This is a genomic window from Cellulomonas humilata, from assembly GCF_030814415.1.
GTDB classification, from domain to species: Bacteria; Actinomycetota; Actinomycetes; order Actinomycetales; family Cellulomonadaceae; genus Cellulomonas; species Cellulomonas humilata_A.
In genome coordinates this window covers 162,390-187,319 of sequence record NZ_JAUSVB010000002.1, presented here as the reverse complement: position 1 = coordinate 187,319, position 24,930 = coordinate 162,390, and the positions used below count along the sequence as shown (strand labels likewise).

General features: G+C 73.2%; 24 protein-coding genes. 17 read left to right on the top strand and 7 right to left on the bottom strand.

The window, feature by feature from the left end; genetic code table 11:
- Positions 1-6: 6 nt before the first annotated feature.
- Complete coding sequence (locus tag J2X26_RS07050; RefSeq protein ID WP_307490984.1) at positions 7-954, bottom strand: DUF3152 domain-containing protein; 948 nt, start codon at positions 952-954, stop codon at positions 7-9.
- Between the two features lie 47 nt (positions 955-1,001).
- On the opposite strand from J2X26_RS07050, the gene J2X26_RS07045 reads away from it, so the two are divergent.
- Together J2X26_RS07045 and J2X26_RS07040 are read left to right on the top strand one after the other, a co-directional pair.
- The gene (locus tag J2X26_RS07045) at positions 1,002-1,670 is read left to right on the top strand and encodes a TetR/AcrR family transcriptional regulator (protein WP_307490982.1); all 669 of its coding nucleotides are present in this window, start codon (positions 1,002-1,004) and stop codon (positions 1,668-1,670) included.
- Between the two features lie 80 nt (positions 1,671-1,750).
- A complete protein-coding gene (locus J2X26_RS07040; protein WP_055915598.1) occupies positions 1,751-1,975 on the top strand; it encodes a DUF3107 domain-containing protein in 225 nt (74 codons plus the stop codon).
- Between the two features lie 53 nt (positions 1,976-2,028).
- On the opposite strand, the gene J2X26_RS07035 is transcribed toward J2X26_RS07040, so the two are convergent.
- Entirely contained in the window at positions 2,029-2,763 is a 735-nt protein-coding gene (locus tag J2X26_RS07035) for a ferritin-like fold-containing protein (RefSeq protein WP_307490978.1), read from the bottom strand.
- A 331-nt stretch (positions 2,764-3,094) separates the two neighbouring features.
- Between J2X26_RS07035 and J2X26_RS07030 the strand changes: the two genes are divergently transcribed.
- Positions 3,095-4,870: a DEAD/DEAH box helicase gene (locus tag J2X26_RS07030; RefSeq protein WP_307492221.1), complete on the top strand. Its 1,776-nt coding sequence runs from the start codon at positions 3,095-3,097 to the stop codon at positions 4,868-4,870.
- A 76-nt stretch (positions 4,871-4,946) separates the two neighbouring features.
- On the opposite strand, the gene J2X26_RS07025 is transcribed toward J2X26_RS07030, so the two are convergent.
- Genes J2X26_RS07025 through J2X26_RS07015 form a run of 3 tightly spaced genes read right to left on the bottom strand, consistent with a single transcriptional unit; the run spans position 4,947 to position 7,184 of the window.
- Positions 4,947-5,708 (bottom strand): formylglycine-generating enzyme family protein, encoded by a 762-nt coding sequence (locus J2X26_RS07025; RefSeq protein ID WP_307490977.1) that lies wholly within the window; start codon positions 5,706-5,708, stop codon positions 4,947-4,949.
- Positions 5,709-5,721: 13 nt separating this feature from the next.
- A complete protein-coding gene (locus tag J2X26_RS07020; protein ID WP_146844129.1) occupies positions 5,722-6,345 on the bottom strand; it encodes a MarC family protein in 624 nt (207 codons plus the stop codon).
- Positions 6,342-7,184 carry a PHP domain-containing protein gene (locus J2X26_RS07015; protein WP_307490974.1) on the bottom strand — a complete coding sequence of 281 codons (843 nt, stop codon included), beginning with the start codon at positions 7,182-7,184 and terminating at the stop codon, positions 6,342-6,344. Before J2X26_RS07015 ends, J2X26_RS07020 begins: the two co-directional genes overlap by 4 nt.
- Before the next feature lie 38 nt (positions 7,185-7,222).
- On the opposite strand from J2X26_RS07015, the gene J2X26_RS07010 reads away from it, so the two are divergent.
- Complete coding sequence (locus tag J2X26_RS07010) at positions 7,223-8,749, top strand: aminopeptidase P family protein (protein WP_307490972.1); 1,527 nt, start codon at positions 7,223-7,225, stop codon at positions 8,747-8,749.
- Between the two features lie 179 nt (positions 8,750-8,928).
- On the opposite strand, the gene J2X26_RS07005 is transcribed toward J2X26_RS07010, so the two are convergent.
- Positions 8,929-9,639 (bottom strand): general stress protein, encoded by a 711-nt coding sequence (locus tag J2X26_RS07005; protein ID WP_307490971.1) that lies wholly within the window; start codon positions 9,637-9,639, stop codon positions 8,929-8,931.
- Between the two features lie 131 nt (positions 9,640-9,770).
- Between J2X26_RS07005 and J2X26_RS07000 the strand changes: the two genes are divergently transcribed.
- The 13 genes from J2X26_RS07000 (at position 9,771) to J2X26_RS06940 (ending at position 24,381) form a co-directional block, all read left to right on the top strand.
- Entirely contained in the window at positions 9,771-11,078 is a 1,308-nt protein-coding gene (locus J2X26_RS07000; protein ID WP_307490969.1) for a magnesium transporter MgtE N-terminal domain-containing protein, read from the top strand.
- Positions 11,071-11,631 carry a DUF1003 domain-containing protein gene (locus J2X26_RS06995; protein ID WP_307490967.1) on the top strand — a complete coding sequence of 187 codons (561 nt, stop codon included), beginning with the start codon at positions 11,071-11,073 and terminating at the stop codon, positions 11,629-11,631. The genes J2X26_RS07000 and J2X26_RS06995 overlap by 8 nt, the downstream gene beginning before the upstream one ends.
- Positions 11,632-11,656: 25 nt before the next feature.
- Positions 11,657-12,796: an Mrp/NBP35 family ATP-binding protein gene (locus J2X26_RS06990; RefSeq protein ID WP_307490966.1), complete on the top strand. Its 1,140-nt coding sequence runs from the start codon at positions 11,657-11,659 to the stop codon at positions 12,794-12,796.
- Between the two features lie 200 nt (positions 12,797-12,996).
- The gene (locus tag J2X26_RS06985) at positions 12,997-13,782 is read left to right on the top strand and encodes a DeoR/GlpR family DNA-binding transcription regulator (RefSeq protein WP_307490965.1); all 786 of its coding nucleotides are present in this window, start codon (positions 12,997-12,999) and stop codon (positions 13,780-13,782) included.
- Positions 13,783-13,802: 20 nt separating this feature from the next.
- Positions 13,803-14,966, top strand: coding sequence for a galactose-1-phosphate uridylyltransferase (gene galT, locus J2X26_RS06980; protein ID WP_307492220.1), 1,164 nt, complete (start codon positions 13,803-13,805; stop codon positions 14,964-14,966).
- Positions 14,963-16,168 carry a galactokinase gene (galK, locus tag J2X26_RS06975; protein WP_307490963.1) on the top strand — a complete coding sequence of 402 codons (1,206 nt, stop codon included), beginning with the start codon at positions 14,963-14,965 and terminating at the stop codon, positions 16,166-16,168. Before galT ends, galK begins: the two co-directional genes overlap by 4 nt.
- A gap of 300 nt (positions 16,169-16,468) precedes the next feature.
- Positions 16,469-17,491 carry a secretion protein HlyD gene (locus J2X26_RS06970; protein ID WP_307490961.1) on the top strand — a complete coding sequence of 341 codons (1,023 nt, stop codon included), beginning with the start codon at positions 16,469-16,471 and terminating at the stop codon, positions 17,489-17,491.
- Positions 17,488-18,267: an ABC transporter ATP-binding protein gene (locus tag J2X26_RS06965; RefSeq protein ID WP_307490959.1), complete on the top strand. Its 780-nt coding sequence runs from the start codon at positions 17,488-17,490 to the stop codon at positions 18,265-18,267. Before J2X26_RS06970 ends, J2X26_RS06965 begins: the two co-directional genes overlap by 4 nt.
- Positions 18,264-19,505, top strand: coding sequence for an ABC transporter permease (locus tag J2X26_RS06960; RefSeq protein WP_307490958.1), 1,242 nt, complete (start codon positions 18,264-18,266; stop codon positions 19,503-19,505). Before J2X26_RS06965 ends, J2X26_RS06960 begins: the two co-directional genes overlap by 4 nt.
- 263 nt (positions 19,506-19,768) lie before the next feature.
- Positions 19,769-20,764, top strand: a complete 996-nt coding sequence (locus J2X26_RS06955) for a hypothetical protein (RefSeq protein ID WP_307490957.1) — start codon at positions 19,769-19,771, stop codon at positions 20,762-20,764.
- 67 nt (positions 20,765-20,831) lie between these two features.
- Complete coding sequence (locus J2X26_RS06950; protein WP_307490956.1) at positions 20,832-22,421, top strand: hypothetical protein; 1,590 nt, start codon at positions 20,832-20,834, stop codon at positions 22,419-22,421.
- On the top strand, positions 22,418-23,137 hold the full coding sequence (locus J2X26_RS06945; protein WP_307490954.1) for an ABC transporter ATP-binding protein: 720 nt from the start codon (positions 22,418-22,420) through the stop codon (positions 23,135-23,137). Before J2X26_RS06950 ends, J2X26_RS06945 begins: the two co-directional genes overlap by 4 nt.
- Positions 23,134-24,381 carry an ABC transporter permease gene (locus tag J2X26_RS06940; RefSeq protein WP_307490952.1) on the top strand — a complete coding sequence of 416 codons (1,248 nt, stop codon included), beginning with the start codon at positions 23,134-23,136 and terminating at the stop codon, positions 24,379-24,381. The genes J2X26_RS06945 and J2X26_RS06940 overlap by 4 nt, the downstream gene beginning before the upstream one ends.
- Here the strand turns inward: J2X26_RS06940 and J2X26_RS06935 are convergent.
- A complete protein-coding gene (locus J2X26_RS06935; RefSeq protein WP_307490950.1) occupies positions 24,321-24,896 on the bottom strand; it encodes a winged helix-turn-helix transcriptional regulator in 576 nt (191 codons plus the stop codon). The two genes, J2X26_RS06940 and J2X26_RS06935, sit on opposite strands and share 61 nt — an antisense overlap.
- Between the last annotated feature and the right edge of the window lie 34 nt (positions 24,897-24,930).

Sequence of the window (24,930 nt, the reverse complement as noted above, 5' to 3'; positions counted from 1 at the left end):
GAACAGCTACGGGAACGGCCAGGGGTTGGGTGTGCAGGGTGCGGCCCTGTAGCTCTGCTGCTGCATCAGCGGCGCCCGCTGACCCGCCCCGGGGCACCTCTCGTGCCGGTGCCCGAGCAGGTGCCCGACCTCGTGGTTGACCAGATACTGCCGGTAGGCCGCCTTGTCCGCGGCGTACTCCTCCGTCGCCAGCACCCACCGGCGCAGGTTCAGCACGGCGCGACCGTTGGTGCCGCACGACACCTCGCCTCCCGTGTCCAGCGGAGCGCACAGGTCGTCGACGGTCGCCGGCGAGGCCAGGATCACGCGCAGCTCCGCGTCGCCGTCGGTCCGCGCGAACGACAGCGACCCGTCGGCACCCCAGCCGCGCGGGTCGTTGAGGGTCGCCATGACGGTCGCGGCGAAGGCCGGCCCGTCCACCAGGAGCCCGTCCTCCACCTCGACCCGCACGGTGCGGACCGCACCCGTGCCCGGCCCGGGGTCGGTACCGGGGACCACGCTGAACGTGCCCGCGGCGGCCTCGACGACGACGGGCGAGAGCAGCCCCGAGGCCACGTCCTGGGCGGTCAGGCCGGGTGGCAGGGCGACGATGCCGGGCGGCGGGTCCGTCGGCAGCATCCCGACCGGCACGTCCACCGGCTCCGCGACGCGCAGCTCACGTCCGCCGGACGCCCGGCTCTGCAGACCGGTCCGGTCGACGGTCTCGGCGGGTGCCGACGACGGTCCGAGCGCCGCGTCCACCAGCGCCGCCGTCTGCGGGGCGTCCGCGGCCCAGAGCGCGCTGCCGGCGCCGAGAGTGAGCCCGATGGCTGCCACGACGACCGGCAGGACGAGCCCGGCAGACCGGCCCCGGCGCCGCACCGGAGCCGCGCGGAGTCGACGACGAGGGACCGACGGCCGCAGGGATGCGCGCGTCGGTCCCTGGTCCGTCCGGAGCGGTTCCCGGGTCGTCACCCGATCATCGTCGCATCCTTGACACATCCCGTGACTACCATCACGGCATGACGGACGGGACAGACGACTCGACCCCGCGGGCGCGCAGCCCGCGGATGGCTCGCGACGAACGCCGTGCCCAGGTGCTGCGCATCGCCCAGGAGCTCTTCTCCTCCGAGGGCTTCCACCACGTCTCCATGGACGACATCGCGGAGCGCGCCGAGGTCAGCAAGCCGGTCCTGTACCGCCACTTCCCGTCCAAGCTCGACCTCTACCTCGCCGTCGTGGACCAGAACGGTGCCGACCTGCTGGTCGCCGTCGACGCGGCGGTGTCCGGGATCGAGCAGGGCCCGGTGCGCCGGGGTGACGGGCGCGACGTCATCGCCGCGATCGTCGAGGCGTACATCATGTTCGTCGAGGGCGCAGGAGAGTCGTCCGCGCTGCTCTTCGAGTCCGACGTCACGCACGACGCCGACGTGCGCGCGCGGGTCGAGCACGCGTCCTCCGAGGCGGCCCGCCGCATCTCGGTGGTCCTGTCGCAGGTCACAGCCCTGCCGCTGGACGACGCGAGCATGCTCGCCGTCTCGTTGATCTCCATGGCGCAGGGCGCCGCCACGCACCGCCTGCGCCAGCCGTCCGACGTCGGCCCCGAGCGGACCGTCGAGCTGGTCACCCAGCTGGCCTGGGGCGGGGTGTCCGCGCTGATCCGGCCCGACTTCGAGTACGAGGACGCCTAGGATCGGACGACGTGCCACGGCCCACCGGCCGACGGCGCCCGAGAACCACAGCGTGGAGTGAGGACGTGAAGGAGATGACGGTGGAGATCACCATCGGCGTGCAGAACCTGCCTCGGGAGATCAGCCTCGAGTCCGACCAGACGCCGGACGAGGTCGCTGCCGCCGTGGCCGCCGCCCTGAGCGGACGACCGGCGCTGGAGCTGGTGGACGTGCGTGGCCGTCGGGTCATCGTGCCGACCGCGAGCCTCGGCTACGTCGAGATCGGCTCCGAGAGCAAGGGCCGCGTCGGCTTCGGCAACATCTGACAGGCACAGCGGAGCCCCGCACCGAGCGATCGGTGCGGGGCTCTTCCGTGCGATCAGGCCGTCAGGCCGAGGCGGCTCATCCGACGCGTGTGCTGGGCCGTCAGCTCGCCGAAGAGCTTGGTGGGTGCGTTCGTCGGGGCTGCGTCGGGGCTCGTGGACTGGTTCGCGGACCCGATCGCGACGAGCCGCACCAGGGCGGGACGCTGCACCAGGAGCCGCTGCACCACGCCGAGCGCCTCGCCCACCAGCCGCCGGCCCCACAGCGCGAGCCGGGCGGTGAGCACGCCGTCCGCGGACCCCGCGGCATCGAGCTCCGCGACGGCCAGCTCCGCGTGGGAGGCGTCGTCGAGGACCTCCAGCACCACCGCGCGCGAGCCCTCGTCGAGACCCTCGGCGGCGAGGCGGCAGAAGTCGTCGGCCACGCCGTAGCCGACGTACGCCTTGAGCAGGCGCTCCCACCACGAGCCGGGTTGCGTGCGGGCATCGAAGTCGTCGAGCACGTCGTCGTACTGGCGGACGGCCGCGACGGGGTCGCCGCCGATCTCGGTGATGCGGGCCAGGACCCGGTCGCGACGCTCGACGGCGGCCGACGCGAAGCGGCTGAGCTCGAGGCGCTGCTCGATGGTGGGCGCCAGAGCGGAGTCGGCGGCGAGGCGCGCGAAGGCCACGTGCTCGAGCTGCGCGACGAGGCCGAGAAGCTCGATGGTGTCCGCGAGCTCCGGCGATCCTGCAGCCGGGATGGTCGCTGAGCTGGTCCCCGAGCCGGTCCGTGCGGGCGTCGTCGTCATCCGAGGATCGTAGCCCCGGCGGGGCGGCGACCGGCCTGCCAGGTGCGTCAGATAGACTGTGCAGGTAATTCGGTTGCCCGGTCGTCTCGAAATCCCCGCTCGTTCGACGATCACCCATTCTCGCGCAGCCCCGGACCCGTCCGGACGACGCGCGCGAGTCGACTTGCACGATCGGCTGCCGGCCAACCCGCGTGGTGAACTCCGCTGTCGCCCGGGACGCTCCGACACCCGTCGGCCCCGGCAGCGCGCGGCACACCACCCTTCGCAGTGAAGAGTCCTCGTGACCACCACCGACGAGACGCCGGAGCAGGTCTCTGCTCTGGCCGAGCCCATGACCCGCCCCCTGAAGAACACCTGGTCCTCCGTGCAGGCCGTCGAGGCCTCCTTCGCGGACTTCGACGTCCGCCCGGAGATCGTCCAGGCGCTGGCCGACGCCGGCATCACGCACCCGTTCCCCATCCAGGCGATGACCCTGCCGGTCGCGCTGTCCGGCCACGACATCATCGGCCAGGCCAAGACGGGTACCGGCAAGACCCTCGGCTTCGGCGTCCCGCTGCTGCACCGCGTGGTCGCCCCCGGCGAGGAGGGCTACGAGCAGCTGGCCCACCCCGGCAAGCCGCAGGCGCTCGTCGTCGTCCCGACGCGTGAGCTCGCCGTGCAGGTGGCCGGAGACCTGGCGACCGCCAGCTCGCGCCGCTCGGTCCGCGTGCTCCAGGTCTACGGCGGCCGCGCGTACGAGCCGCAGATCGCGGCGCTGAACAGCGGCGTCGACGTGGTCGTCGGCACCCCCGGCCGCATGATCGACCTGCTCAAGCAGCGTCACCTCGACCTCTCGCACGTCAAGGCGGTCGTGCTCGACGAGGCCGACGAGATGCTCGACCTCGGCTTCCTGCCGGACGTCGAGACCCTGCTCGCCGCCACCCCGGCCAGCCGCCACACCATGCTGTTCTCGGCCACCATGCCGGGCGCCGTCGTCGCGATGGCCCGCCGCTACATGACGCAGCCGACGCACATCCGCGCCGCGGACCCGGACGACGACGGCCAGACCGTCAAGAACATCAAGCAGGTCGTCTACCGCGCGCACGCTCTCGACAAGGTCGAGATGCTGGCCCGCATCCTGCAGGCCCGCGGCCGCGGCCTGACCATCGTGTTCGCCCGCACCAAGCGCACCGCCGCCAAGGTGGCCGACGACCTGGTCGAGCGCGGCTTCGCCGCCGGTGCGCTGCACGGCGACCTCGGCCAGGGTGCGCGCGAGCAGGCGCTGCGCGCGTTCCGCCACGGCAAGGTCGACGTCCTGGTCGCCACCGACGTGGCCGCCCGCGGCATCGACGTCGAGGCCGTCACGCACGTCATCAACTACCAGTGCCCCGAGGACGAGAAGACCTACCTGCACCGCACCGGCCGCACCGGCCGGGCGGGCGCCAAGGGCACCGCGGTCACGTTCGTCGACTGGGACGACATCCCCCGCTGGGGCCTGATCGACAAGGCGCTCGGCCTGGGCATCCCCGAGCCGATCGAGTCGTACTCCTCCTCGGCGCACGTCTACGAGGACCTCGACATCCCCGAGGGCACCAAGGGTCGCCTGCCGAAGTCGCAGCAGACCCGTGAGGGCCTGGGCGCGGAGAAGCTCGAGGACCTGGGCGAGACGGGGAAGCGTGGCGGTGGACGTCCCGCCGGCGGCTCGCACTCGGACCAGATCCGGGGCAACCGGGGTGGCGGCGACTCCCGTCGCGGCAGCGAGTCCCGCTCGACCGGGTCCCGCTCCAGCGACACCCGCTCCAGCGACACCCGCTCCGGCGACACCCGGACCGCGTCGGCCCCGCACGCGTCCACGCCGCCGTCCGAGCGCCCCGCCGACGAGTCCGGTGAGCCCCGCGAGGGCGGCACGCGTCGCCGCCGTGGCGGTCGTGGCCGTGGCCGCGGCGAGGCCGGTGCCGAGAACACGACGCCGACCTCCGAGTCGCCCGCGAACGGTCCGTCCGCGGAGCAGGGCGGCGAGGACGCGCCGGCCGGGGGAACGCGTCGGAGCCGCAACCGCCGGCGCACGCGCAGCGGTCAGTCGGCCGAGGGCGGCGGCGCCCCGCAGGCGTCGGCCACCGAGGGCTGAGCGAAAGCAGAAGAATGGACAGGACGGGGTGCGCGCTCAGCCGAGCTCGCACCCCGTCCGGCGTCGCGGCCGTGCGTCAGCTCCCGTCCTCGTGGCGGTCGCGGCGAAGCAGCGACGTCCCGAGCGGCGTCCAGCCGAACGGGACCGGCCTCGGGATGCGTGCGCGGGACAGGTCGGCCGCAGCCGACCACCCCTGCGCCTCGTCGGAACCGTCCGCCCCGACGGCACCGCGCGCGACGCGGAAGCCGACGTCCTCCAGCACCGCGTCCGGCGCGCTGCCTCGGCGCACGGATGCGCGACAGCTCCACGGCCGGTCCGCCCAGCCGCCCCCGCGCAGCGTGCGGTAGTCGGCGTACCGGGCGGTGTCGATGTAGTCCCAGACCCACTCCCACACATTGCCGAGCATGTCGAACAGGCCGTAGGCGTTGGCGGCCTTCCGCGCCACAGGCTGCGGTCCGCCGACCTCGTCGGACGCGGTCCAGGCGATCTCCGCCAGCGGGCCGTAGGTGGGGGTGGTCGTCCCCGCGCGGCACGCCCACTCCCACTCGGCCTCGGTCGGTAGCCGGTACCCGTCGGCGCCTACGTGCCAGGTCACATCGCCGTCAGCCAGCACGTACGCGGGGACGAACCCGTCGGCGAGCGAGGCTCGGTTGCACCACCGCACCGCGTCGAACCACGTCACCGGGTGCATCGGATCGTCCCCACCCTCCACGGTCACGGGCGTGACGGCGAGGGTGAAGGGGCGGAGCCGGACCTCGCGGCTCGAGCCGGTGCGCGCGTCCCGGAGCAGGATCGTGCCTCCCGGCACCGGCACCAGGTCGACGCGTGAGCCGGGCACTGTGCGCCGAGCCTCAGGCAGCCTTGATGAAGGCTTCGACCGCGTCGGCCACCAGCTGCACCGCGATGGCGGCCAGGAGCAGGCCCGCGATCCGCGTCACCAGGATGGTGCCGGAGTCGCCCAGGACGCGGTGGATGACGTTGGCGAAGCGCATCGCGAGGTAGAGGCTCACGTGCACGGCGACGACACCCAGCGCGATGGCCACCCAGTCGGCGACGGTCTTGTCGGACTGCTGGACGAACACCATGGTCGCGACGATGGCACCGGGGCCGGCCAGCAGCGGCGTACCCAGCGGGACCAGTGCGACGTTGACCTTCCCGTTCCCCGACGGCTGCGGCTCCTCCATCTTCCCGGTCAGCAGCTCCATGGCGATGAGCAGCAGGAGCAGACCGCCGGACGCCTGCAGGGCGGGCAGCGTGATGTGCATGTAGTTGAGCAGCGACTGCCCGAACAGGGCGAACGCGACGATCACGCCGAGCGCGACGAGGACGGCCTGCCGCGCGGCCCGGTTGCGCTGCTGCCGGGTCATGGCGCCCGTGAGGCCGAGGAAGATCGGGACGACCCCGGGCGGGTCCATGATCACGAACAGCGTGATGAAGACCGACGCGAAGAGGTAGGCGTCGAACACGTTGCTCATGGCCGCACCACGTCCGTCGCCCCCTGCTCCTCGATCGCCGCGAGCACCTCGGGCGCAGTCAGATTCTCCCCCAGCCGGTTGGCCTTCCCGGTCCCGTGGTAGTCGCTCGACCCGGTCACCAGCAGCCCGAGCCGGTCGGCGATCGCGGTCAGCCGCTCGCGCTGCGCAGGCGAGTGGTCGCGGTGATCCACCTCGATCCCGCCCAGGCCGGCCGCGGCGAGGCGGTCGAAGACCCGGTCCGGCACGATCCGGCCGCGCGCGTCGGCGCCGGGGTGGGCGAACACGGGGACGCCGCCGGCCGCCCGGATCGCGCGCACCGCGTCAGGGCCGTCGGGGGCGTAGTGGGGCACGTGGTACGGCCCGGCGGCCGAGAGCAGGTACGCGAACGCGGCGTCCCGGTCGGGCACGATGCCGAGCGCGACCAGGGCGTCGGCGATGTGCGGCCGGCCGACGACGACGGCGTCGCGGGAGTGCTCCAGCACGTCGTCCCAGGTGATCGGCACGTCGGCGGAGAGCAGCTCGACGATCGCCCGCGCGCGGTTGAGCCGCGCCTCGCGCGTCCTGTCCAGCTCGACGGTGAGCGCCGGGTGCGTCGGGTCCTGCAGGTAGGACAGCAGGTGGATGCTGATCCCGTGGGCGCGCGCCGAGACCTCGGTCCCCTGCACCAGCGCGATGCCGTGCTCGCGCGCCGCCGCTGCCGCTTCCGGCCAGCCCGCCGTCGTGTCGTGGTCGGTGAGGGCGACGACGTCGAGCCCGGCTGCAGCCGCCTCCGCCACCACCTGGGCCGGCGCACCGGTCCCGTCCGACGCCGTCGAGTGGGTGTGGAGGTCGATGCGCACGGCCTCACGGTAGTCGGCACGGATGGGAGGATGACGCCATGAGCGAGGACCTGACGCCCGAGTCCACCACCGAGCAGCCGCTGGCCGACCGCGGGAGCAACCGCTCGCAGCGCCCCAGCTCGCCGGAGTTCGTGCGGTTCATCACGTCCGGCTGGGGCGAGCGCCCGTCGTCGACGCTCGAGCGCAGCCCGGCCGCCGACCACACGTCCGCACGGCGTTCCGCGCTGTCGGCGCAGTTCCCCGGCGAGCGGCTCGTGATCCCCGCCGGCACGTTCAAGCAGCGGTCCAACGACACCGACTACCGCTTCCGCCCGCACTCCGCGTTCGCGCACCTCACGGGCCTGGGGTCCGAGCAGGAGCCCGACGCGGTGCTCGTCCTGCACCCGGTCGCGGACGGCGCGGGCGACGACGGCAGCGGCCACCACGCCGTCCTGTACATCCGCCCGCTGGCGGGCCGTGACACGGAGGAGTTCTTCTCCGACGCCCGCTACGGCGAGTTCTGGGTGGGTGCGCGCCCCACCCTCGAGGACCTCGAGACCCTCACCGGGGTCAGCACGGCGCACGTCGACGACCTGCGCGACGCGCTGGCCAAGGACGTCGGCGTCGACGGCGTGCAGGTGCGCGTGGTCCCCGACGCGGACGAGGCGATCGAGGAACTGGTCGAGGAGATCCGCGCGACCGAGGCCGCCGGTGAGCGCGACGAGAAGCTGGCCGAGGCGCTCTCCGAGCTCCGGCTGGTCAAGGACGCGCACGAGATCGAGCAGATGCGCCTCGCCGTGGACACCACGATCGACGGCTTCGAGAAGATCGTCCGCGCGCTCCCCCAGGCCGTCGCGCACCGCCGCGGCGAGCGGGTCATCGAGGGCACGTTCATCGGCCACGCGCGGGTGGAGGGCAACGCGGTCGGCTACGAGACGATCGCCGCGTCCGGCGAGCACGCCACGACGCTGCACTGGACCGACAACGACGGCCAGGTGCACGCCGGCGAGCTGGTGCTCGTGGACGCCGGGGTCGAGATCGACTCCCTCTACACCGCCGACATCACGCGCACGCTGCCCGTCGACGGCACGTTCACCGAGGTCCAGCGCCGCATCTACCAGGCGGTCCTCGACGCGGCCGACGCCGCGTTCGTCGCCGCCGTGCCGGGCGCCCGGTTCCGGGACGTCCACGCGGCCGCCATGCAGGTGATCGCCGCCCGCCTCGAGGAGTGGGGGCTGCTGCCCGTCACCGCCGAGGAGGCGCTGCTGCCGGAGAACCAGCACCACCGGCGGTGGATGGTGCACGGCACCAGCCACCACCTCGGCCTCGACGTGCACGACTGCGCGCAGGCCCGCGCGGAGCTCTACCTCGACGGGATCCTCGAGCCCGGCATGGTGTTCACCATCGAGCCCGGCCTGTACTTCAAGTCGGACGACCTGCTGGTCCCCGAGGAGTACCGGGGCATCGGCGTGCGGATCGAGGACGACGTCCTGGTCACCGCGGACGGCAACGAGAACCTGTCGGCCGCGCTGCCCCGCGACCCCGACGCCGTCGAGGCGTGGATGGCGGGCCTGCTCGACGGCTGAGGTGTCGATCGGGGCCACCCGTCGGCGTCACCACCTGTGAAGGGACACCCCGACACAGGAGGCAGACATGGACCCGAACCTCGCACTGCTGTTCTCGAAGGGCTTCACGCTGCGAGAGGTGCACAGCGCAGAGCCGGACGCCCCGCAGGTCGACCCGGAACCGACGTTCCGCGAGCGCGTCAGGGCGCGGTCGGCGGCCCGCTCGGAGGCGCGATCGTCGGCCCGGGCTGCCCGGGTTGATCGGAAGGCGGTCCGGGCGGCGGAGCAGGTGGTCCGGGCGGCGCGACCGGCGGCACGGTCGGCGACCCCCACGGCTGGGAGCCCGCAGCCGGTGGGTACGCACCCGACGGATCCGACGGACTTGTGGTGGTGATCGGCGTCGGCGGTCGGGCCGGCCAGCCGGACTGGACGCCACCGATCTCGCGCAGGAGCTCGCGCGCCTTGTGCGCCTGCTCCTGCCGGCACAGCACCGCGTAGGACGACGCGACGATCTGGCTGGTCGACGTGAAGTCCCGCTTCCCGCGGGAGAACGAGTACGTGAGGATCGCGAACAGCAGGCCGAAGGCGCCACCGATGAAGATCGCGGGCACCAGCGGGCTCTGCGCTCCCGGGGTGGTGAACAGACTGAGCAGGAGCCCGACGAAGAGGCCGAACCACGCGCCGGACAGGAAGCCGCCGAGCGCGACGCGGGGGTAGGAGAGGCGTCCGGTGACCCGCTCGACCATCTTCAGGTCGGCACCGACGATCGTCACCAGCTGCACCGGGAACGCGCTGTCGGCGAGGTGGTCGACGGCCTTCTGCGCCTCGAGGTAGGTGGCGTAGGCCGCGACCGTCTCGCCCTGCGGCGGCGTGGGGGTACGCGGGGGTCGGGCGTTACCGGAGAACGACATGCCGCGATCCTCTCCCAGGGCCGCAGAGATCGCCAGGCCCGGTCGACGAGCGGGTGACGCACGGGTGACGTGTGGCCGGACAACCGGCGGTGTGGCGGCTGACGTCGGGTGCCCGGTCTAGGCTGACCGACGTGAGCAGCGTCGGGACCAGGGTGTTCGTCGCGCGCCTTGCCGGGACCAACGTGTTCGACCCCCTCGGTGACCAGGTGGGACGAGTGCGTGACGTCGTCGTGCTGGTGCGCCCCAAAGGGCTGCCCCGGGCCGTCGGGCTCGTCGTCGAGGTGGCCGCGCGCCGCCGCGTGTTCCTCCCGCTCACCCGCGTCACCGCGATCGACTCCGGGCAGGTCATCTCGACCGGCCTGGTGAACATGCGCCGGTTCGAGCAGCGGGCGTTCGAGACCCTCGCCGTGGGCGAGCTGCTGGACCGCACCGTCGAGTTCGTCGACGGCTCCGGGCAGGCGACCATCGAGGACGTCGCCATCGAGCTGCAGCGCAACGGCGACTGGGTCATCTCCAAGGTCTTCGTCCGTCGCATCCCCGCCGGGCGCTCGGGCATCCTGCGCCGGCGCGGCGAGACGCTGCTGGTGTCCGTCGACGAGGTCACCGGGCTGGGTCAGGCGAGCGCCGCCCAGGGTGCCGAGCTGCTCCTCGCGCAGTACGAGGACCTCAAGCCGGCCGACCTCGCCGACGTCCTGCACGACCTCGGCCTCACCCGTCGGCTGGAGGTCGCCAGCGCGCTGGACAACGAGCGGCTGGCCGACGTGCTGGAGGAGCTGCCCGAGGACGACCAGGTGGGCATCCTGCAGGGGCTCGCCCTGACCCGCGCGGCCGACGTGCTCGAGGCGATGCAGCCCGACGACGCCGCCGACCTGCTGGGCGAGCTGCCCGACGACCAGGCCGCCGAGCTCCTCGAGCTCATGGAGCCCGACGAGGCCAAGGACGTCCGCCGCCTGCTCGCGTACGAGGACAACACCGCGGGTGGTCTGATGACCACCGAGCCCGTGATCCTCGGCCCGGAGACGCCCATCGCTGCCGCGCTGGCCCACGTGCGCCGCCAGGACCTCACGCCCGCGCTGGCGTCGATGGTGTTCGTCGCACGCCCGCCGCTGGAGACGCCGACGGGCCGCTTCATCGGTGTCGTGCACCTGCAGCGGCTGCTGCGCGAGCCGCCGCACGAGGCGATCGGCTCGATCGTCGACACCGACATCGAGTCCATCACCGTCGATGCCCCGCTGCTGTCCGTGACCCGCAACCTGGCCACCTACAACCTGCTCGCCCTCCCCGTCGTCGACACTGAGAAGCGCCTGCTCGGCGTGGTCTCCGTCGACGACGTCCTCGACCACCTGCTGCCCGAGGACTGGCGCGAGACCGACGACGAGGGCAACTTCCCGGACACGAGCGTCCTCGGCATCACGCGCCCGGGGGTGAGCCGTGGCTGACCGCCTGGACACCCCGCTGGAGACGCGCCGCCGGTTCATCCGTCGGCCGCAGCTGGACGAGGACGCCTCGGGGAAGATCTCGGAGAGCATCGCGAGGTTCCTGGGGACCCCGCGGTTCATCATCTACCTGACGCTGTTCTGCCTGGTCTGGATCGCGTGGAACATCTGGGCCCCCGAGGGCATGCGGTTCGACCAGGCCGCGAACGGGTTCACAGCCCTCACACTCATGCTCTCCCTGCAGGCGTCGTACGCGGCCCCGCTGATCCTGCTCGCGCAGAACCGGCAGACCGACCGCGACCGCGTGCAGGCCGAGCAGGACCGCCAGCGCTCCGAGCGGAACCTCGCGGACACCGAGTTCCTGGCGCGCGAGATGGCGGCGCTGCGCATCGCGCTGTCCGAGGTGGCCACGCGCGACTTCGTCCGCTCGGAGCTGCGCAACATGCTCGAGGACCTCACCGCGGAGCGGGACGGGGACAAGGAGCACGACGGCGACCGTCCCGAGAAGAAGGGCGACCGCTCCCGCGGGGGCGGGGACCGGCAGGCACGGGGCTGAGGCTCGGCCGACCTACGATGGGCCCATGCCGGACCCCACCGACCCCCTGCTCGATGCCATCCGCGAGGCGCTGACGCACGTCCTCGACCCGGAGATCAAGCGGCCGATCACCGACCTCGGCATGGTCCGCTCCGTCGAGGTCACCGGCTCCCGCGCGACGGTCGGCATCGACCTGACCACCCCCGGCTGCCCGCTGAAGGACACGCTGACCCGCGACGTCAGCGCGGCGGCGGCCGGCGTCGAGGGGATCGACGACGTCTCCGTCGTGTTCGGTGTGATGTCGGCCGAGCAGCGGGCGGCACTGCGGACGCTCCTGCGGGGCACCGACGCCGAGCCGGTCATCCCGTTCTCGCAGCCGGGCTCGCTGACCAAGGTGTTCGCGATCGCGTCGGGCAAGGGCGGCGTCGGCAAGTCCTCAGTCACGGCCAACCTGGCGGTCGCGATGGCCGCCGACGGGCTGAAGGTCGGCGTCGTCGACGCGGACATCTACGGATTCTCGATCCCCCGCATGCTCGGGGTGACGCGGCAGCCGACGCGGGTCGACGACATGCTGCTGCCGCCTGAGGCGTTCGGCGTGCTGGTCGTCTCGATCGGCATGTTCGTCCCGCCCGGGCAGCCGGTCGTGTGGCGCGGTCCGATGCTGCACCGCGCGCTGCAGCAGTTCCTCGCGGACGTGTTCTGGGGCGACCTCGACGTGCTCCTGCTCGACCTGCCCCCCGGCACCGGGGACATCGCCATCTCCGTGGCGCAGCTGCTGCCGAGCTCCGAGATCGTGGTGGTCACCACCCCGCAGCTCGCCGCCGCGGAGGTCGCCGAGCGGGCGGGGTCCGTCGCCGTGCAGACCCGGCAGCACGTGGTCGGTGTCGTGGAGAACATGGCGTGGCTCGAGCAGCCCGACGGATCGCGGCTCGCCCTGTTCGGTTCCGGTGGCGGGCAGATCGTCGCCGACAACCTCTCGCGGATCACCGGTGGCGACGTGCCGCTGCTCGGACAGGTGCCGCTCGACGTGCGCCTGCGCGAGTCCGGCGACGCGGGCACCCCGGTGGTGCTCAGCGCCCCGGACTCCCCCGCCGCTCAGGCGCTGCAGGCCGTCGCTCGCTCGCTGGCCTCCCGCCGCCGCGGCCTGGCGGGCCGCTCGCTGGGTCTGACCCCCGCAGGTCGCTGACGCAACGTCCGCACGATCGAGCGCCCCAGCGACCGAATCCGCGGACGCAGCGCGTCCCCACCCACGACGTCCGCACGATCGAGCGCCACAGCGACCGAATCCGCGGACGTCCGCACTCCCGCGTGCTGGAGCCCGCGGGAGTGCGGACGTCTCGCAACCCTCGTGTTGAAGTTTGTTGGATTGCGTGCGAGAGTGTTCGGATGCTTGCCTCTCAGCGACAGGAGCGGATCCTGGCCGCCGTCCGCGCCGACGGGGCCGCGCGCGTCGCCGACCTGGTGGAGAGCCTCGACGTCTCGGACATGACCGTCCGGCGTGACATTGCCGAGCTCGCGCGCGCGGGACTGGTCCGTCGCGTGCACGGCGGCGCCGTGGCCCCGGACGCCCTCGGGAGGCCCACCGACGAGCCGGGCTTCGACGCCAAGCGCTCCTGGGCCGGTCCGGAGAAGGCGGCGATCGCCCGCGCCGCGCTGGCCACCGTCGAGCCCGGACAGGCCATCGCGCTGTCCGCGGGGACGACCACGTACCTGCTGGCGGAGCTGCTGGCCGGTGCCGGCATCCCGGACCTCACGGTCGTCACCAACGGCCTGCGCATCGCCGACGCCCTGCACGGCGCGGCCGGTGTCGAGGTGATCCTCACGGGCGGGGTCCGCACCCCGTCCGACGCGCTCGTCGGCCCGGTCGCGGACGCCACGCTCGCGAGCCTGCGCGTCGACCGCACCTACCTCGGCGTGCACGGTCTCGACGCCAGCGGCCTGACCACGCCCAACCTCGCCGAGGCCGCCACCGACCGCGCGCTCATGGCGTGCGCCGCCGCGACCACCGTGCTCGCCGACCACACGAAGTGGGGGGTCGTGGGCCTGGCCCGCATCGCCCCCCTCGACGACATCGACACCCTGCTCACCGACGACGCCCTGCCCGCCGACGCACGACGACACCTGACCGGCGCGGACCTCCGCCTGGTCACCACCCCCGGAGCCGCCACGTGACCGTGACCCCGACCGTCCGCATGACCCCGACCACGCTGGCCGACGGCCGCGAGCTGATCTACTTCGACGACTCCGAGCCGTACGTCTCGGGAGGCGCGACCCGCACCCTGACGGACGCACGCCCGCTCGTGGACAGGTTCGCACCGGTGCCCGACGCGGACGGGGTGCCGCAGCCGGTCACCGGCCCGGAGCTGCGCCGCGACCCGCTCACGGGCGAGTGGATCCCGATGGCCGCCCACCGGATGAACCGCACGTTCCTGCCGCCGGCCGACGCCAACCCGCTGGCCCCCGCCAAGCCCGGCGCGGTGTACCAGGACGGCGAGATCCCGGCCGAGGACTACGACGTCGTCGTCTTCGAGAACCGCTTCCCGTCGCTGCTGGCGATCCCGGGGATCCCGGACGCTCCGGTGCAGCGCGACGGCGAGCCGCTCTGGACCGTGCGCCCCGCCGCGGGCCGCTGCGAGGTCATCTGCTTCTCGTCCGACTCGACCGCGTCGCTGAGCACGGTGACCCCGCGCCGCATGCGGACGATCGTCGAGGCCTGGACGCAGCGGACGGAGGCCCTGAGCGCGCTGCCCGGCATCGAGCAGGTGTTCGTGTTCGAGAACCGCGGCAAGGAGATCGGCGTCACGCTGCACCACCCGCACGGGCAGATCTACGCGTTCCCGTACGTCACGCCGAGGACGACCGCGATGCTCGCGCAGGCCCGCGCCCACCACGAGCGGACCGGGCGACTGCTGGGCCGGGACGTGCTGGACGCCGAGCTGGCGCACGGGGAGCGGATCGTCGTGGAGTCGGAGCACTGGGTGGCCTACGTGCCGTTCGCGGCGCGCTGGCCCGTCGAGGTGCACCTGGTCCCACGGCGCGACGTGCCCGACCTGCCGGCGCTCACCGACGCGGAGCGCGACGACCTGTCGACCGTCTACCTGGCGCTGCTGCAGCGGCTGGACCGGTTCTTCGTCGGCCCCGACGGCGAACTCATCCCCCTGCCGTACATCTCCGGCTGGCACCAGGCGCCGACCCGCGAGGGCCGTGACGTGTCCCGCCTGCACCTGCAGCTGTTCTCGGTGCTGCGCGCGCCGGGCAAGCTCAAGTACCTCGCCGGTGTCGAGTCCGGCATGGGCGCCTGGATCAGCGACACCACCCCCGAGCGCATCGCGACCCGACTGCAGGAGCTGGCATGACCGCCGACGTGACCTGGCTGGACGTCTGGACCCCGCAGGAGGGCGCCGACCGCGTCCGCGCCCTGTTCGCGGGCCGGTTCGAGGCCGAGCCGGAGGGCACCTGGTCGGCACCGGGTCGCGTGAACCTCATCGGTGAGCACACCGACTACAACGGAGGCCTCTGCCTGCCCATCGCGCTCCCCCACCGCACGTACGCGGCACTGCGGCGTCGCGACGACGACATCGTGCGGCTCGTGAGCGCGCAGGAGCCCGCCGGGCTGCGGACCGTCGACCTCGCCGACGTGGCGCCCGGCACGGTGGACGGCTGGGTCGGGTACGTCGTGGGGGTGGCCTGGGCTCTGCGGCAGGCCGGCCACGCCGTCTCCGGGTTCGACGTCGCGATCGACTCGTGCGTGCCGTACGGAGCCGGGCTGTCGTCGTCCGCCGCGCTCGAGGCGTCCACCGCGGTCGCGCTCGACGCGGTGTTCGCGCTGGGCCTCGCGGCCTCCGACGAGGGCCGCGCCACCCTCGCGGCGCTGTGCGTGCGCGCCGAGAACGAGATCGCCGGCGCGCCCACGGGCGGCATGGACCAGGCGGCGTCGCTGCGGTCGCAGGACGGTCACGCCCTCCTGCTCGACTGCCTCGACGGCTCCGTCCGGCACGTCCCGTTCGACCTCGCGGCGCACGACCTGGCGCTGCTGGTGGTCGACACCCGCGCCGAGCACGCACTCGTCGACGGGCAGTACGCCGCCCGCCGGGCGTCCTGCGAGGCGGCGGCCGCACGGCTGGGCGTCGGGACGCTGCGCGAGGTCTCCGACGACCCCCGCGGGCTGGAGTGGGCCCTGGACAAGCTCGACGACGAGGTCCAGGTGCGCCGCGTCCGGCACGTGGTCAACGAGATCGACCGCGTGACCTGGTTCGTCGCGCTGCTCGACGCCGGGGAGGTCGGGCTCGTCGGGACGCTGATGAACGCGTCCCACGCCTCGCTCCGCGACGACTACGAGGTGTCGTGCCGGGAGCTGGACCTGGTGGTCGACACGGCCCGCGCGGCCGGTGCCGTCGGAGCGCGGATGACGGGCGGCGGGTTCGGCGGGTCGGCGATCGCCCTGGTCGCCGCCGACGAGGTGGACCGGGTGGCGCAGACGGTCGCCGACGCGTTCGCGGAGCAGGGTCTGCGGGCTCCGGCGTTCCTGGTGGCGACGGCAGCGGGTCCGGCCGCCTGACCGGTCGCCGGCTCCGCACGGCGACGGCGAGCCGACCCGCGGAGTCCGCGGACAAGGAGATCGTGGGTTCGGCACGAGACCGGGGGTGCGAACCCGCGATCTCGCGTCGGACGCACGACCTCGTCCTGCTCCGACACGCGCGTCGGTGCTTGACCGCTAGTGCGCGTCGCACAGTAGTGTCTGGCGCACGGTAACGGGACCGCCCCGCCGACCACGTCATCCTCACGACGGATCCCCTGGTCACGGCGCTGTCGGTACGTTCCGTCGCAGCCGTCCCAACCACGCCAGAGGAGCCCGACCGTGGGGGTCACCCGCAGGATCATCTTCCCGACCATCCGCCTGATCCTCTGGGCCGTCATCGCGGCCGCCCTGGTGAAGATCGCGTTCGCCGGGGCCGACGTCAGCACCGTCGACACGTCGCTGCACCCCACCGGCGCCATCGTCGAGCCCACCGTCGAGGTGGCCACCGCGACCGTGACCAACGCGGTCACGGTCCAGGCGTCGGTGACCGCGGACCCGGCCGTCGTCGTGCGAGCCACGCTGGCCGGCACGGTCTCCAAGCTGTTGGCCGCCGACGGCGCCGCGGTCGCCGCCGGGACGCCGATCCTCGAGATCCGGCAGGAGACCCCGCAGGACCCGATCGTGACCACCGATCCGGAGACTGGCGAGCAGACCAGCACGGAGCGCAAGCCCAAGGTCACGCTCGCGACCGTCACCGCGCCCGTCGCCGGCACGCTGTCACTGCCCACCCTGAAGGACCAGGTGGTCTCCGTCGGCGACGAGGTCGGCAAGGTCGCCCCCGGCACGCTCTCGGTCACCGGCACCCTCACCCCCGACAAGCAGTACCGGCTCGTCGGCGCACCGACGCTGGCCAGCGTCACGCTCACGGGAGGTCCGGCACCGTTCGACTGCACCGGGCTGCGGGTCGGCGCAGCGCCGACCACCGGCACCGACAGCGTCTCCGACGGCACCACCACGAGCTCGTCGGGCACCGTGACCTGCGCCATCCCCGCGGGGATCACCGCGTTCCCAGGGCTCGGCGCCACGGTCGAGATCACCAACGGCACGGCCGCCGACGCCGTCGTGGTGCCGATCACCGCGGTGCAGGGCACCGTGCAGGCGGGAAACGTCTGGGTCGTGGCCGCCGACGGCAGCAACGAGAAGCGTGCGGTGGTCCTCGGGCTGACCGACGGGAAGAACGTGCAGGTCACCGAGGGCCTCGCGGCCGGCGACACGGTCCTGGAGTTCATCCCCGTGCCGGGCGGCACGGGCAAGCAGGTCGACTGCAGCGTCGACTTCGACCCGATGGTCTGCGAAGGATGAGCCTCCTCGAGCTCACCGACGTCACGCGCTCGGTCCGGCTGCCCGACGAGCGGCTGCTGCACATCCTGCAGGGCGTGACCGTCGCGGTCGACGCCGGCGAGCACGTCGCGATCGTCGGCCGGTCCGGCACCGGCAAGTCGACGCTGCTCAACATCCTCGGCCTCCTCGACGCACCGACCTCCGGCCAGTACCTGCTGGAGGGTGTGCCCATCGGCAAGCTCTCGAACGGTGCCCGCACCAGGCGACGCGGCCGGGACTTCGGCTTCGTGTTCCAGCAGTTCAACCTGCTGCCCGGCCGCACGGCCCTGGAGAACGTGTCCGCTCCCCTGCTCTACGCGCGCGGCCGGCAGTTCTGGTCCCGCACCCGGCTGGCCGCGGAGATGCTCGAACGTGTCGGCCTCGGCGACCGGGTGGACACCATGCCCGACAAGCTCTCGGGCGGTGAGCAGCAGCGCGTCGCCATCGCCAGGGCGCTGGTGCGCGGACCCCGCGTGATCCTGGCCGACGAGCCGACCGGCGCCCTGGACGTCGAGACCGGCAGCGAGGTCATGGACCTGCTCGACGAGATCGCCTCGCAGACCGGAGCCGCCCTGGTGACCATCACGCACGACCTCGCGGTCGCCGCCCGCGCGGAGCGCCAGTACCGGCTGGCGGAGGGGGTCCTGGTGCCGATCAGCCTGGACACGACGTCCGAGTGGGTGGGCGACGTGCCCCTCGTCGCCGACCGGTCGTCGCACACCGAGCGGCGCCTGCCCGACGCCGGGGTGCCCGCATGACCGGCGTCGTCGGCGCGATCGTCGAGGCGTGGGGCGAGCTGCGGATCCACAAGCTCCGCGTCCTGCTCGCGCTCATCGGCGTGGCCTGCGCGGTCGCCGCGATCACCGGGGTCACCGCGCTGGTGTCCATGCTCAACCAGTCGTTCAAAGAGCAGGCTGAGCGTCAGTCGGGCCGCAGCGTCACGCTCAACGTCAACGCGTGGCCGCGCGACGCCGACGCCGTGCAGCCGGCCGGGTGGGACGACGCGTTCGCTCGCGTGCTCGAGCGCTACGACATCACCTATGCGAGCCGCGACGAGTGGACGCAGGCCGTGGTGCGGTTCCCGGACGGCACCCGTCAGACGCAGCTGCGAGCGGTCGACGCGGACCTGGGCGTCATCAACCGCATCGCGCCCGAGCACGGCCGCTGGTTCACGGACGCGGACACCGAGGCACTGGCACCGACCCTCGTCGTCAACGAGGCGTTCCTCCACGCGTACGGGCTCGTCGACCTGTCGTCGCACCCGACCGTCGAGCTGGGCGACCGGGCGCCGGTCACCGCGTCCGTCGTCGGCGTCGTGCACGACGACTGGCCGGGCGCCGAGCCGCAGGCCTACGTCCTGTACGAGCAGCTCCACCGGTGGATCGGTCCGGACGGTTCCGGGGTGCAGTCCGGCGGCTCGGGGCCGGGCGCGGCGAGCCCGATGCAGGCGCAGATGCCGGCGATCCTCCTCTGGGTGCCGGCCGACCGGTCGGAGGCGATCCGCGAGACCATCGCGCGGGACCTGCAGGCAGCGGCGCCGGGCTGGCAGGTGGACATCGTCGACAACCAGTACGACAGCGGCGGGCTCGACCGGGCCACCAGGTGGGTCGGCATCGGGATCGGCGGGTTCGCGCTGCTGCTCGGCGGGCTCGGCCTGGTCAACATCGCCCTGGTGACCGTGCGCTACCGGATCCGGGAGATCGGCATCCGACGGTCGTTCGGTGCGACGTCGGGACGCGTGTTCTTCGGGGTGCTGCTGGAGTCGGTGGTGGCGACCGTCGTGGCCGGGCTCGTCGGCGTCGTGCTGGCCGTCGCGATCATCAAGAACATCCCGGTCGAGCGCGTGTTCGGCGGGGGGATCCAGGACATGCCACCGTTCCCGTTCAGCGCCGCCCTGGTCGGGATGGCCGCCGCCGTGGCGGTCGGCGCCCTGGCGGGACTGATCCCCGCGACGTTCGCCGTCCGGGTCAAGGTCATCGATGCCATCCGGTACTGAGATCCGGTACTGACGTATGACGTCCCGAAAAGGTTGTGCACCCTGCGGTGGATGTTCGCCGGGAGACGCCTCCCTACGCTCGGGACCTGCAGGACCGCACGCAGGGGCGCCGGGCGGCCGCGGAGGGCGGCCGCCCGGCGTCATCCCGGTGCGGTCGCCAGATCACCCTCAGGGTTGATCTTTTGCCCCGATCTGGCCCGATATCGTCCTGGTCGACCTCAGTGAGAACACCTGTGACTCCCCCGCCGAAAGGGCCCGCCACGATGAGAACCACGCCGATCACCGCCGCGATCGCCACGGGGGCCGTCGCCCTGACACTCCTGGCTGGTTGCTCCTCCGGCGGCGGCCCGTCGGACGACGCGACGCTGACGTACGAGGACAGCCCGCTCTCGGCGTACTGGGAGAAGCTGGGCGGGTCGCAGGACGAGGCGGAGATGGACGCCCAGATGGTCCGCTCCGAGGAGATCGTGGCGGCCTGCATGCAGGACGAGGGCTTCGAGTACACGCCGCAGGACACGTCGGGGATGAGCAAGAGCTTCGACGACAGCGACGACGGCATGCCCGCGTGGGACTCGCTCGAGTTCGCGGAGCAGTACGGGTACGGCGCGACGACGTCGCAGGACATGCCGATGAACCAGGGCGACGGCGAGGAGTGGGTGGACCCGAACGCCGACTACGTCGCGACGATGAGCGAGACCGAGCAGGCGGCGTTCTACGAGGCCCTCTACGGTCCGCCGACGATGTCTGGGGATCCGACCGACGAGGAGGCGGCCGAGGCGCAGGCGCAGGAGTACGACTGGACGACCGCCGGCTGCCAGGGCAAGGCCCAGCACGAGGTGTACGAGGCCGGCCAGGTCTGGGACGACCCGGAGTTCAAGGACCTCACGGACGCGATGAACGAGCTGTGGCAGGACGCGCAGACCGACGAGCGGACCACGCAGGCGTACGCGAAGTGGGCGGAGTGCATGGCCGACGCGGGCTACGACTTCGCCAACCCGCAGGAGGCGCAGGACAGCATCTACAACCTGACCAACGAGATCCCCTACGACGAGGAGACCGGGACGCAGGACGAGGCCGCGCTGGCGGAGATCCGCGAGCAGGAGATCTCGACGGCCGTCGCCGACCGCACGTGCCAGGACAGCACCGGGTCCGGTCGGGCGGCGCTCGAGGCGCAGTTCGCCATCGAGCAGGACTTCATCGACGCGCACAAGGACGAGCTCGACGCCATGGTCGAGAAGGCGGCGCAGGCGTCCAAGTGAGCCGTGCGGGTGCCGTCGGCAGACGGCCCGAGCACGCCGGCACGTCCGAGGTCCCAGGAGGAGAGCAATGAGCACGCAGGTCACCGGAGGGCGGCGGACCATCGTCGTGATGGCGGTCGTCGCCGTCGTCTGCCTCGGCGCGGGGGTCCTCCTGAGCAGGCTGATCGTGTCGCCAGGCAGCGCGGCGGCCGACGCCGCGCCCCCGACGGCCGGCCCGATCACCGTCCCCGTGGAGAGCCGCGTCGTCGCGAACGAGCTCGTCATCCGTGGCGACATCGGGTACGACGACCCGGTCGCCCTGCGGGTCGAGACCGGGGACCTCGGCGGCCCGGCCGTGGTCACCGGCCAGGTGCCGGTGGTCGGTGCGGAGATCGGCCCGGCGTCGGTGGCGCTCGAGATCGTCGGCCGGCCGGTGATCGTGCTGCCGGGCGACCTGCCCACCTACCGGTCGCTGCGGGCCGGCGTCTCCGGGCCCGACGTCCGCCAGCTCAAGGCCGCGCTCGCAGCCCTCGGCATCGACGCGGGCAGCCCGGACAGCGACGCCTACGACGCGGCGACCGCCGCGGGGGTCCGCGCGCTCTACCAGCGGGTCGGGTACGAGCCGCCGTCCGCCGGTGAGGAGCTCCAGGACGCCGCCGCAGCGGCTCGTGACGGCGTCCGGTCGGCGCAGGACGCACTCAGCGCCGCCCAGCGGGAGCTGGCCGGCGCGGCCGCCGGCCCGTTGCAGTCGGTGATCATCGGCCTGGACACGTCGGTCACGGTCGCGGAGGCGACCCTCGCCCAGGAGCAGGCGCGCTGCGCCGCCCCCACCGAGGAGTCGCCCTGCAGCCCCATCGCGGTGCTCGAGGCGCAGGGTGCGCTGGCCCAGGCGCGGGCGGCGCGGGCCGAGGCGGGCAACCCCGCGGACACGGGCGCGCAGCGTGCCGCCGTCGCGTCGGCGCAGTCGCAGCTGACGTCGGCACGCGAGGACCAGGCCGAGGCGCAGGCCGCGACGCTGACCCCGCTCCCGGCCAGCGAGATCGTGTTCGTCCCGTCGCTCCCCCGTCGCGTGGACGTCGTGAAGGCGACCCGCGGCGGGACCATCACCGGCGAGTTCATGAGCGTGTCCGGGGCCACCATCCAGATCACCGGCAGCGCGACGCGGGCGGACGCCGAGCTGCTCACGGTCGGCACGGTGGGGTCGATCACGCTCGACGACCAGGAGCTGCCCGTCACCGTCGCCGTCGTCAAGGACTCGACGGCGACGCCCGCACCGCCCGACGGGCAGACGGAGGGCGAGGAGCCGAAGGAGCCGACGGAACCCAAGGGCGACCGCCGGACCGTGATCTTCACGCTGGGCAACCTCACGCAGGAGCAGGTCCTCGCGCTCCAGAACACCAACGTCCGCGTCCGGGTGCCGGTCAGCTCCACGGAGGGTGAGGTGCTCGCCGTGCCGCTGGCCGCGCTGACCGCCGGTCCCGGCGGGGAGTCCCGGGTCGAGCTGGCCGGGAGCGGCGGGAAGGCCAGCTCGCTGGTCACGGTGACCACCGGCCTCGCCGCGGACGGGTACGTCGAGATCGTGGGTTCCGAGACGCCGCTCACGGCGGGCGACCTGGTGGTCGTCGGCGTGACGAGCACGGACGACGAGCCGACGGCCGACACCGAGGCGGACGAGTGACCGTCCTCGACCTGCTCGACGCCCCCGAGCGCGTCGAGCCGCCCCCTCCCGTGCTCGAGCTCCGGGGGGCCGCGCGGCAGTTCCCGGGCGACCCGCCGGTCCACGCGCTGCACCCGGCCGACCTCGCGGTGGGGTCGGGCGACTACTTCTCGGTCGTCGGACCGTCCGGCTCGGGCAAGTCCACGCTGCTGAACCTGCTGGGCCTGCTGGACAAGCCGACCGACGGCGAGTACCTGCTCGACGGCATCCCCACGGCCGGCGCCGGAGAGCGCGAGCGGGCGGCGCTGCGCGCGGGCCACATCGGCTTCGTGTTCCAGGCGTTCCACCTGATGCCGCACCGGACGGTGCTGGAGAACGTCCTGCTCGCCACGCTGTACAGCGGTGTTCCTCGCGCGGAGCGGCGCGACCGTGCGCTGGCGGCGCTGGACCGCGTCGGGCTGAGCCACCGCGTCGACTTCGTCCCCACCGTGCTGTCGGGCGGCGAGCGCCAGCGCGCGGCGGTCGCGCGCGCCGTCGTCGCGCAGCCTCGCGTGCTGCTGGCCGACGAGCCGACGGGCAACCTCGACTCGGAGAGCTCGGCCAGCGTGCTCGACCTGTTCGACGAGCTGCACGCGGGCGGGCTGACGCTGCTGGTCATCACGCACGACGACGAGGTGTCGGCGCGCGCGCAGCGCCGGGTCCGGATCGCCGACGGGTACCTGCGGGAGATCGCATGACCGCGGTGACCGAGCGCGTGGCGCGGTCCGACCGGTTCGGGCTGCGTGACCTGCTCGCCGAGGCCGCGGCGGGGATCGGTGCACGGCCCGGGCGGCTGCTGCTCACCATCCTGGGCACCGTGCTCGGCATCGCCTCGGTGGTGGTGACCATCGGGCTGGCGCAGACCGCGTCGGGGCAGATCAACAAGCAGTTCGACGCCGTCGCCGCGACCCAGGCCGTGGCCAAGCCGGAGACCAGCAACGGCTGGGACGGCTCGCAGCGCGCGCTCGGGTCGCTCCCCTGGGACGCACCGGCCCGCGCCGAGCGGCTCGCGGGCGTCGAGGCCGCCGGGACCTTCTCGACGGTGGACGTCGGCGACGCGGAGATCACGGCGGTCCCGGTGCACGACCCGTCCGCCGCCCGCACGGTGGCGCCGGACGTCGTCGCGACGTCCCCGGGCGCGCTCGAGGCGGTCCGCGGACGCATCGTGCAGGGCCGCTACTTCGACGCGGGGCACGACGCCCGCGCCGACCGCGTCGTCGTGCTCGGTGTCGACGCCGCCGAGCGCCTCGGTGTCGTGCGGGTCGACCGGCAGCCGTCGATCTTCATCGGCGACCGCGCCTACCAGGTCATCGGCATCGTGGACGACGTGCAGCGGCGGGCGGACGTGCTGTCGGCGGTGCTCATTCCCGAGGGGACCGCCCGGGCGGACTTCGCGCTGGCGGCACCCGACGAGCTGCACCTGCACCTCGCGGTCGGCGCCGGACCGGTGGTGGGCAGCCAGCTGCCGACCGCACTGAGCCCCAACGCCCCCGAGACCATCGACGTGCAGACCCCGCCGGCGACGTCCCAGGTGCGGCAGAGCGTGCAGGCCGACGTGAACACGATCTTCCTGGCGCTCGGCGGCGTGGCGCTGCTGATCGGTGGCGTCGGGATCGCGAACGTGACCCTGCTGTCCGTGCTGGAGCGCGTCGGCGAGATCGGGCTGCGCCGGGCGCTCGGCGCGACCCGGCGGGACATCGGCGCGCAGTTCATGGTCGAGTCGGTGGTGGTCGGCCTGCTCGGCGGGATGCTCGGGGCCGCGCTCGGCGTCGCCGTCGTCGTCGGTGTCAGCGCCGCCCAGGTGTGGACGCCCATCCTCGATCTGCGCATGGTCGGCGTCGCGGCGTTGGCGGGCGGCGTGATCGGTCTGCTCGCGGGGCTCTACCCGTCGCTCAAGGCGGCGTCCATCGAGCCCATCGCGGCGCTGCGCGGGGGCGTCTGACGCGTCACGTCCTCGTGCAGGGCGAAGAACACGGAGTACGGCGTGCCGTCCGCGGTGGGCGGACGGTCGGCGAACTCGCCGAGCACGACTCCGATCCGCGTCGCCAGCTCCTCGAGCCCGGCGGCGTCGAGTCGCACGCCGAGACGCGTGGTGACGACGTCCTGCGGGTCGACGAGCGCGACCTCCTCCAGGAACGTGTCGATGAGGATCCGGCTCATGCCCGTCGTACCGGGGGTCCGCCACGACTTGCCCGTCGACCGGTACGGCACCTCGCGGGCTCCGCGGGTACCGCGTCGGGTGGGTTGCGCGACCAGGAAGCCGCGGTCGACGAGCGTGCGGACGTGGTGCAGGACGGTCGCCGGGTTGCGGCCCAGCCGCTCGGCGATCTCCCGGTTGGTGAGCGCGTCGTCGAGGCACAGCCGCAGGATGCGGAGGCGCAGGGTGCTCGCCAGGGCACGCGCGTCGGCGTCGACGTCGACCGTGTCGACGGTGTCGTCGGAGGCAGGCTGCGTCATGACCCCGATCCTCGCACAGTGATTGACATTTCCC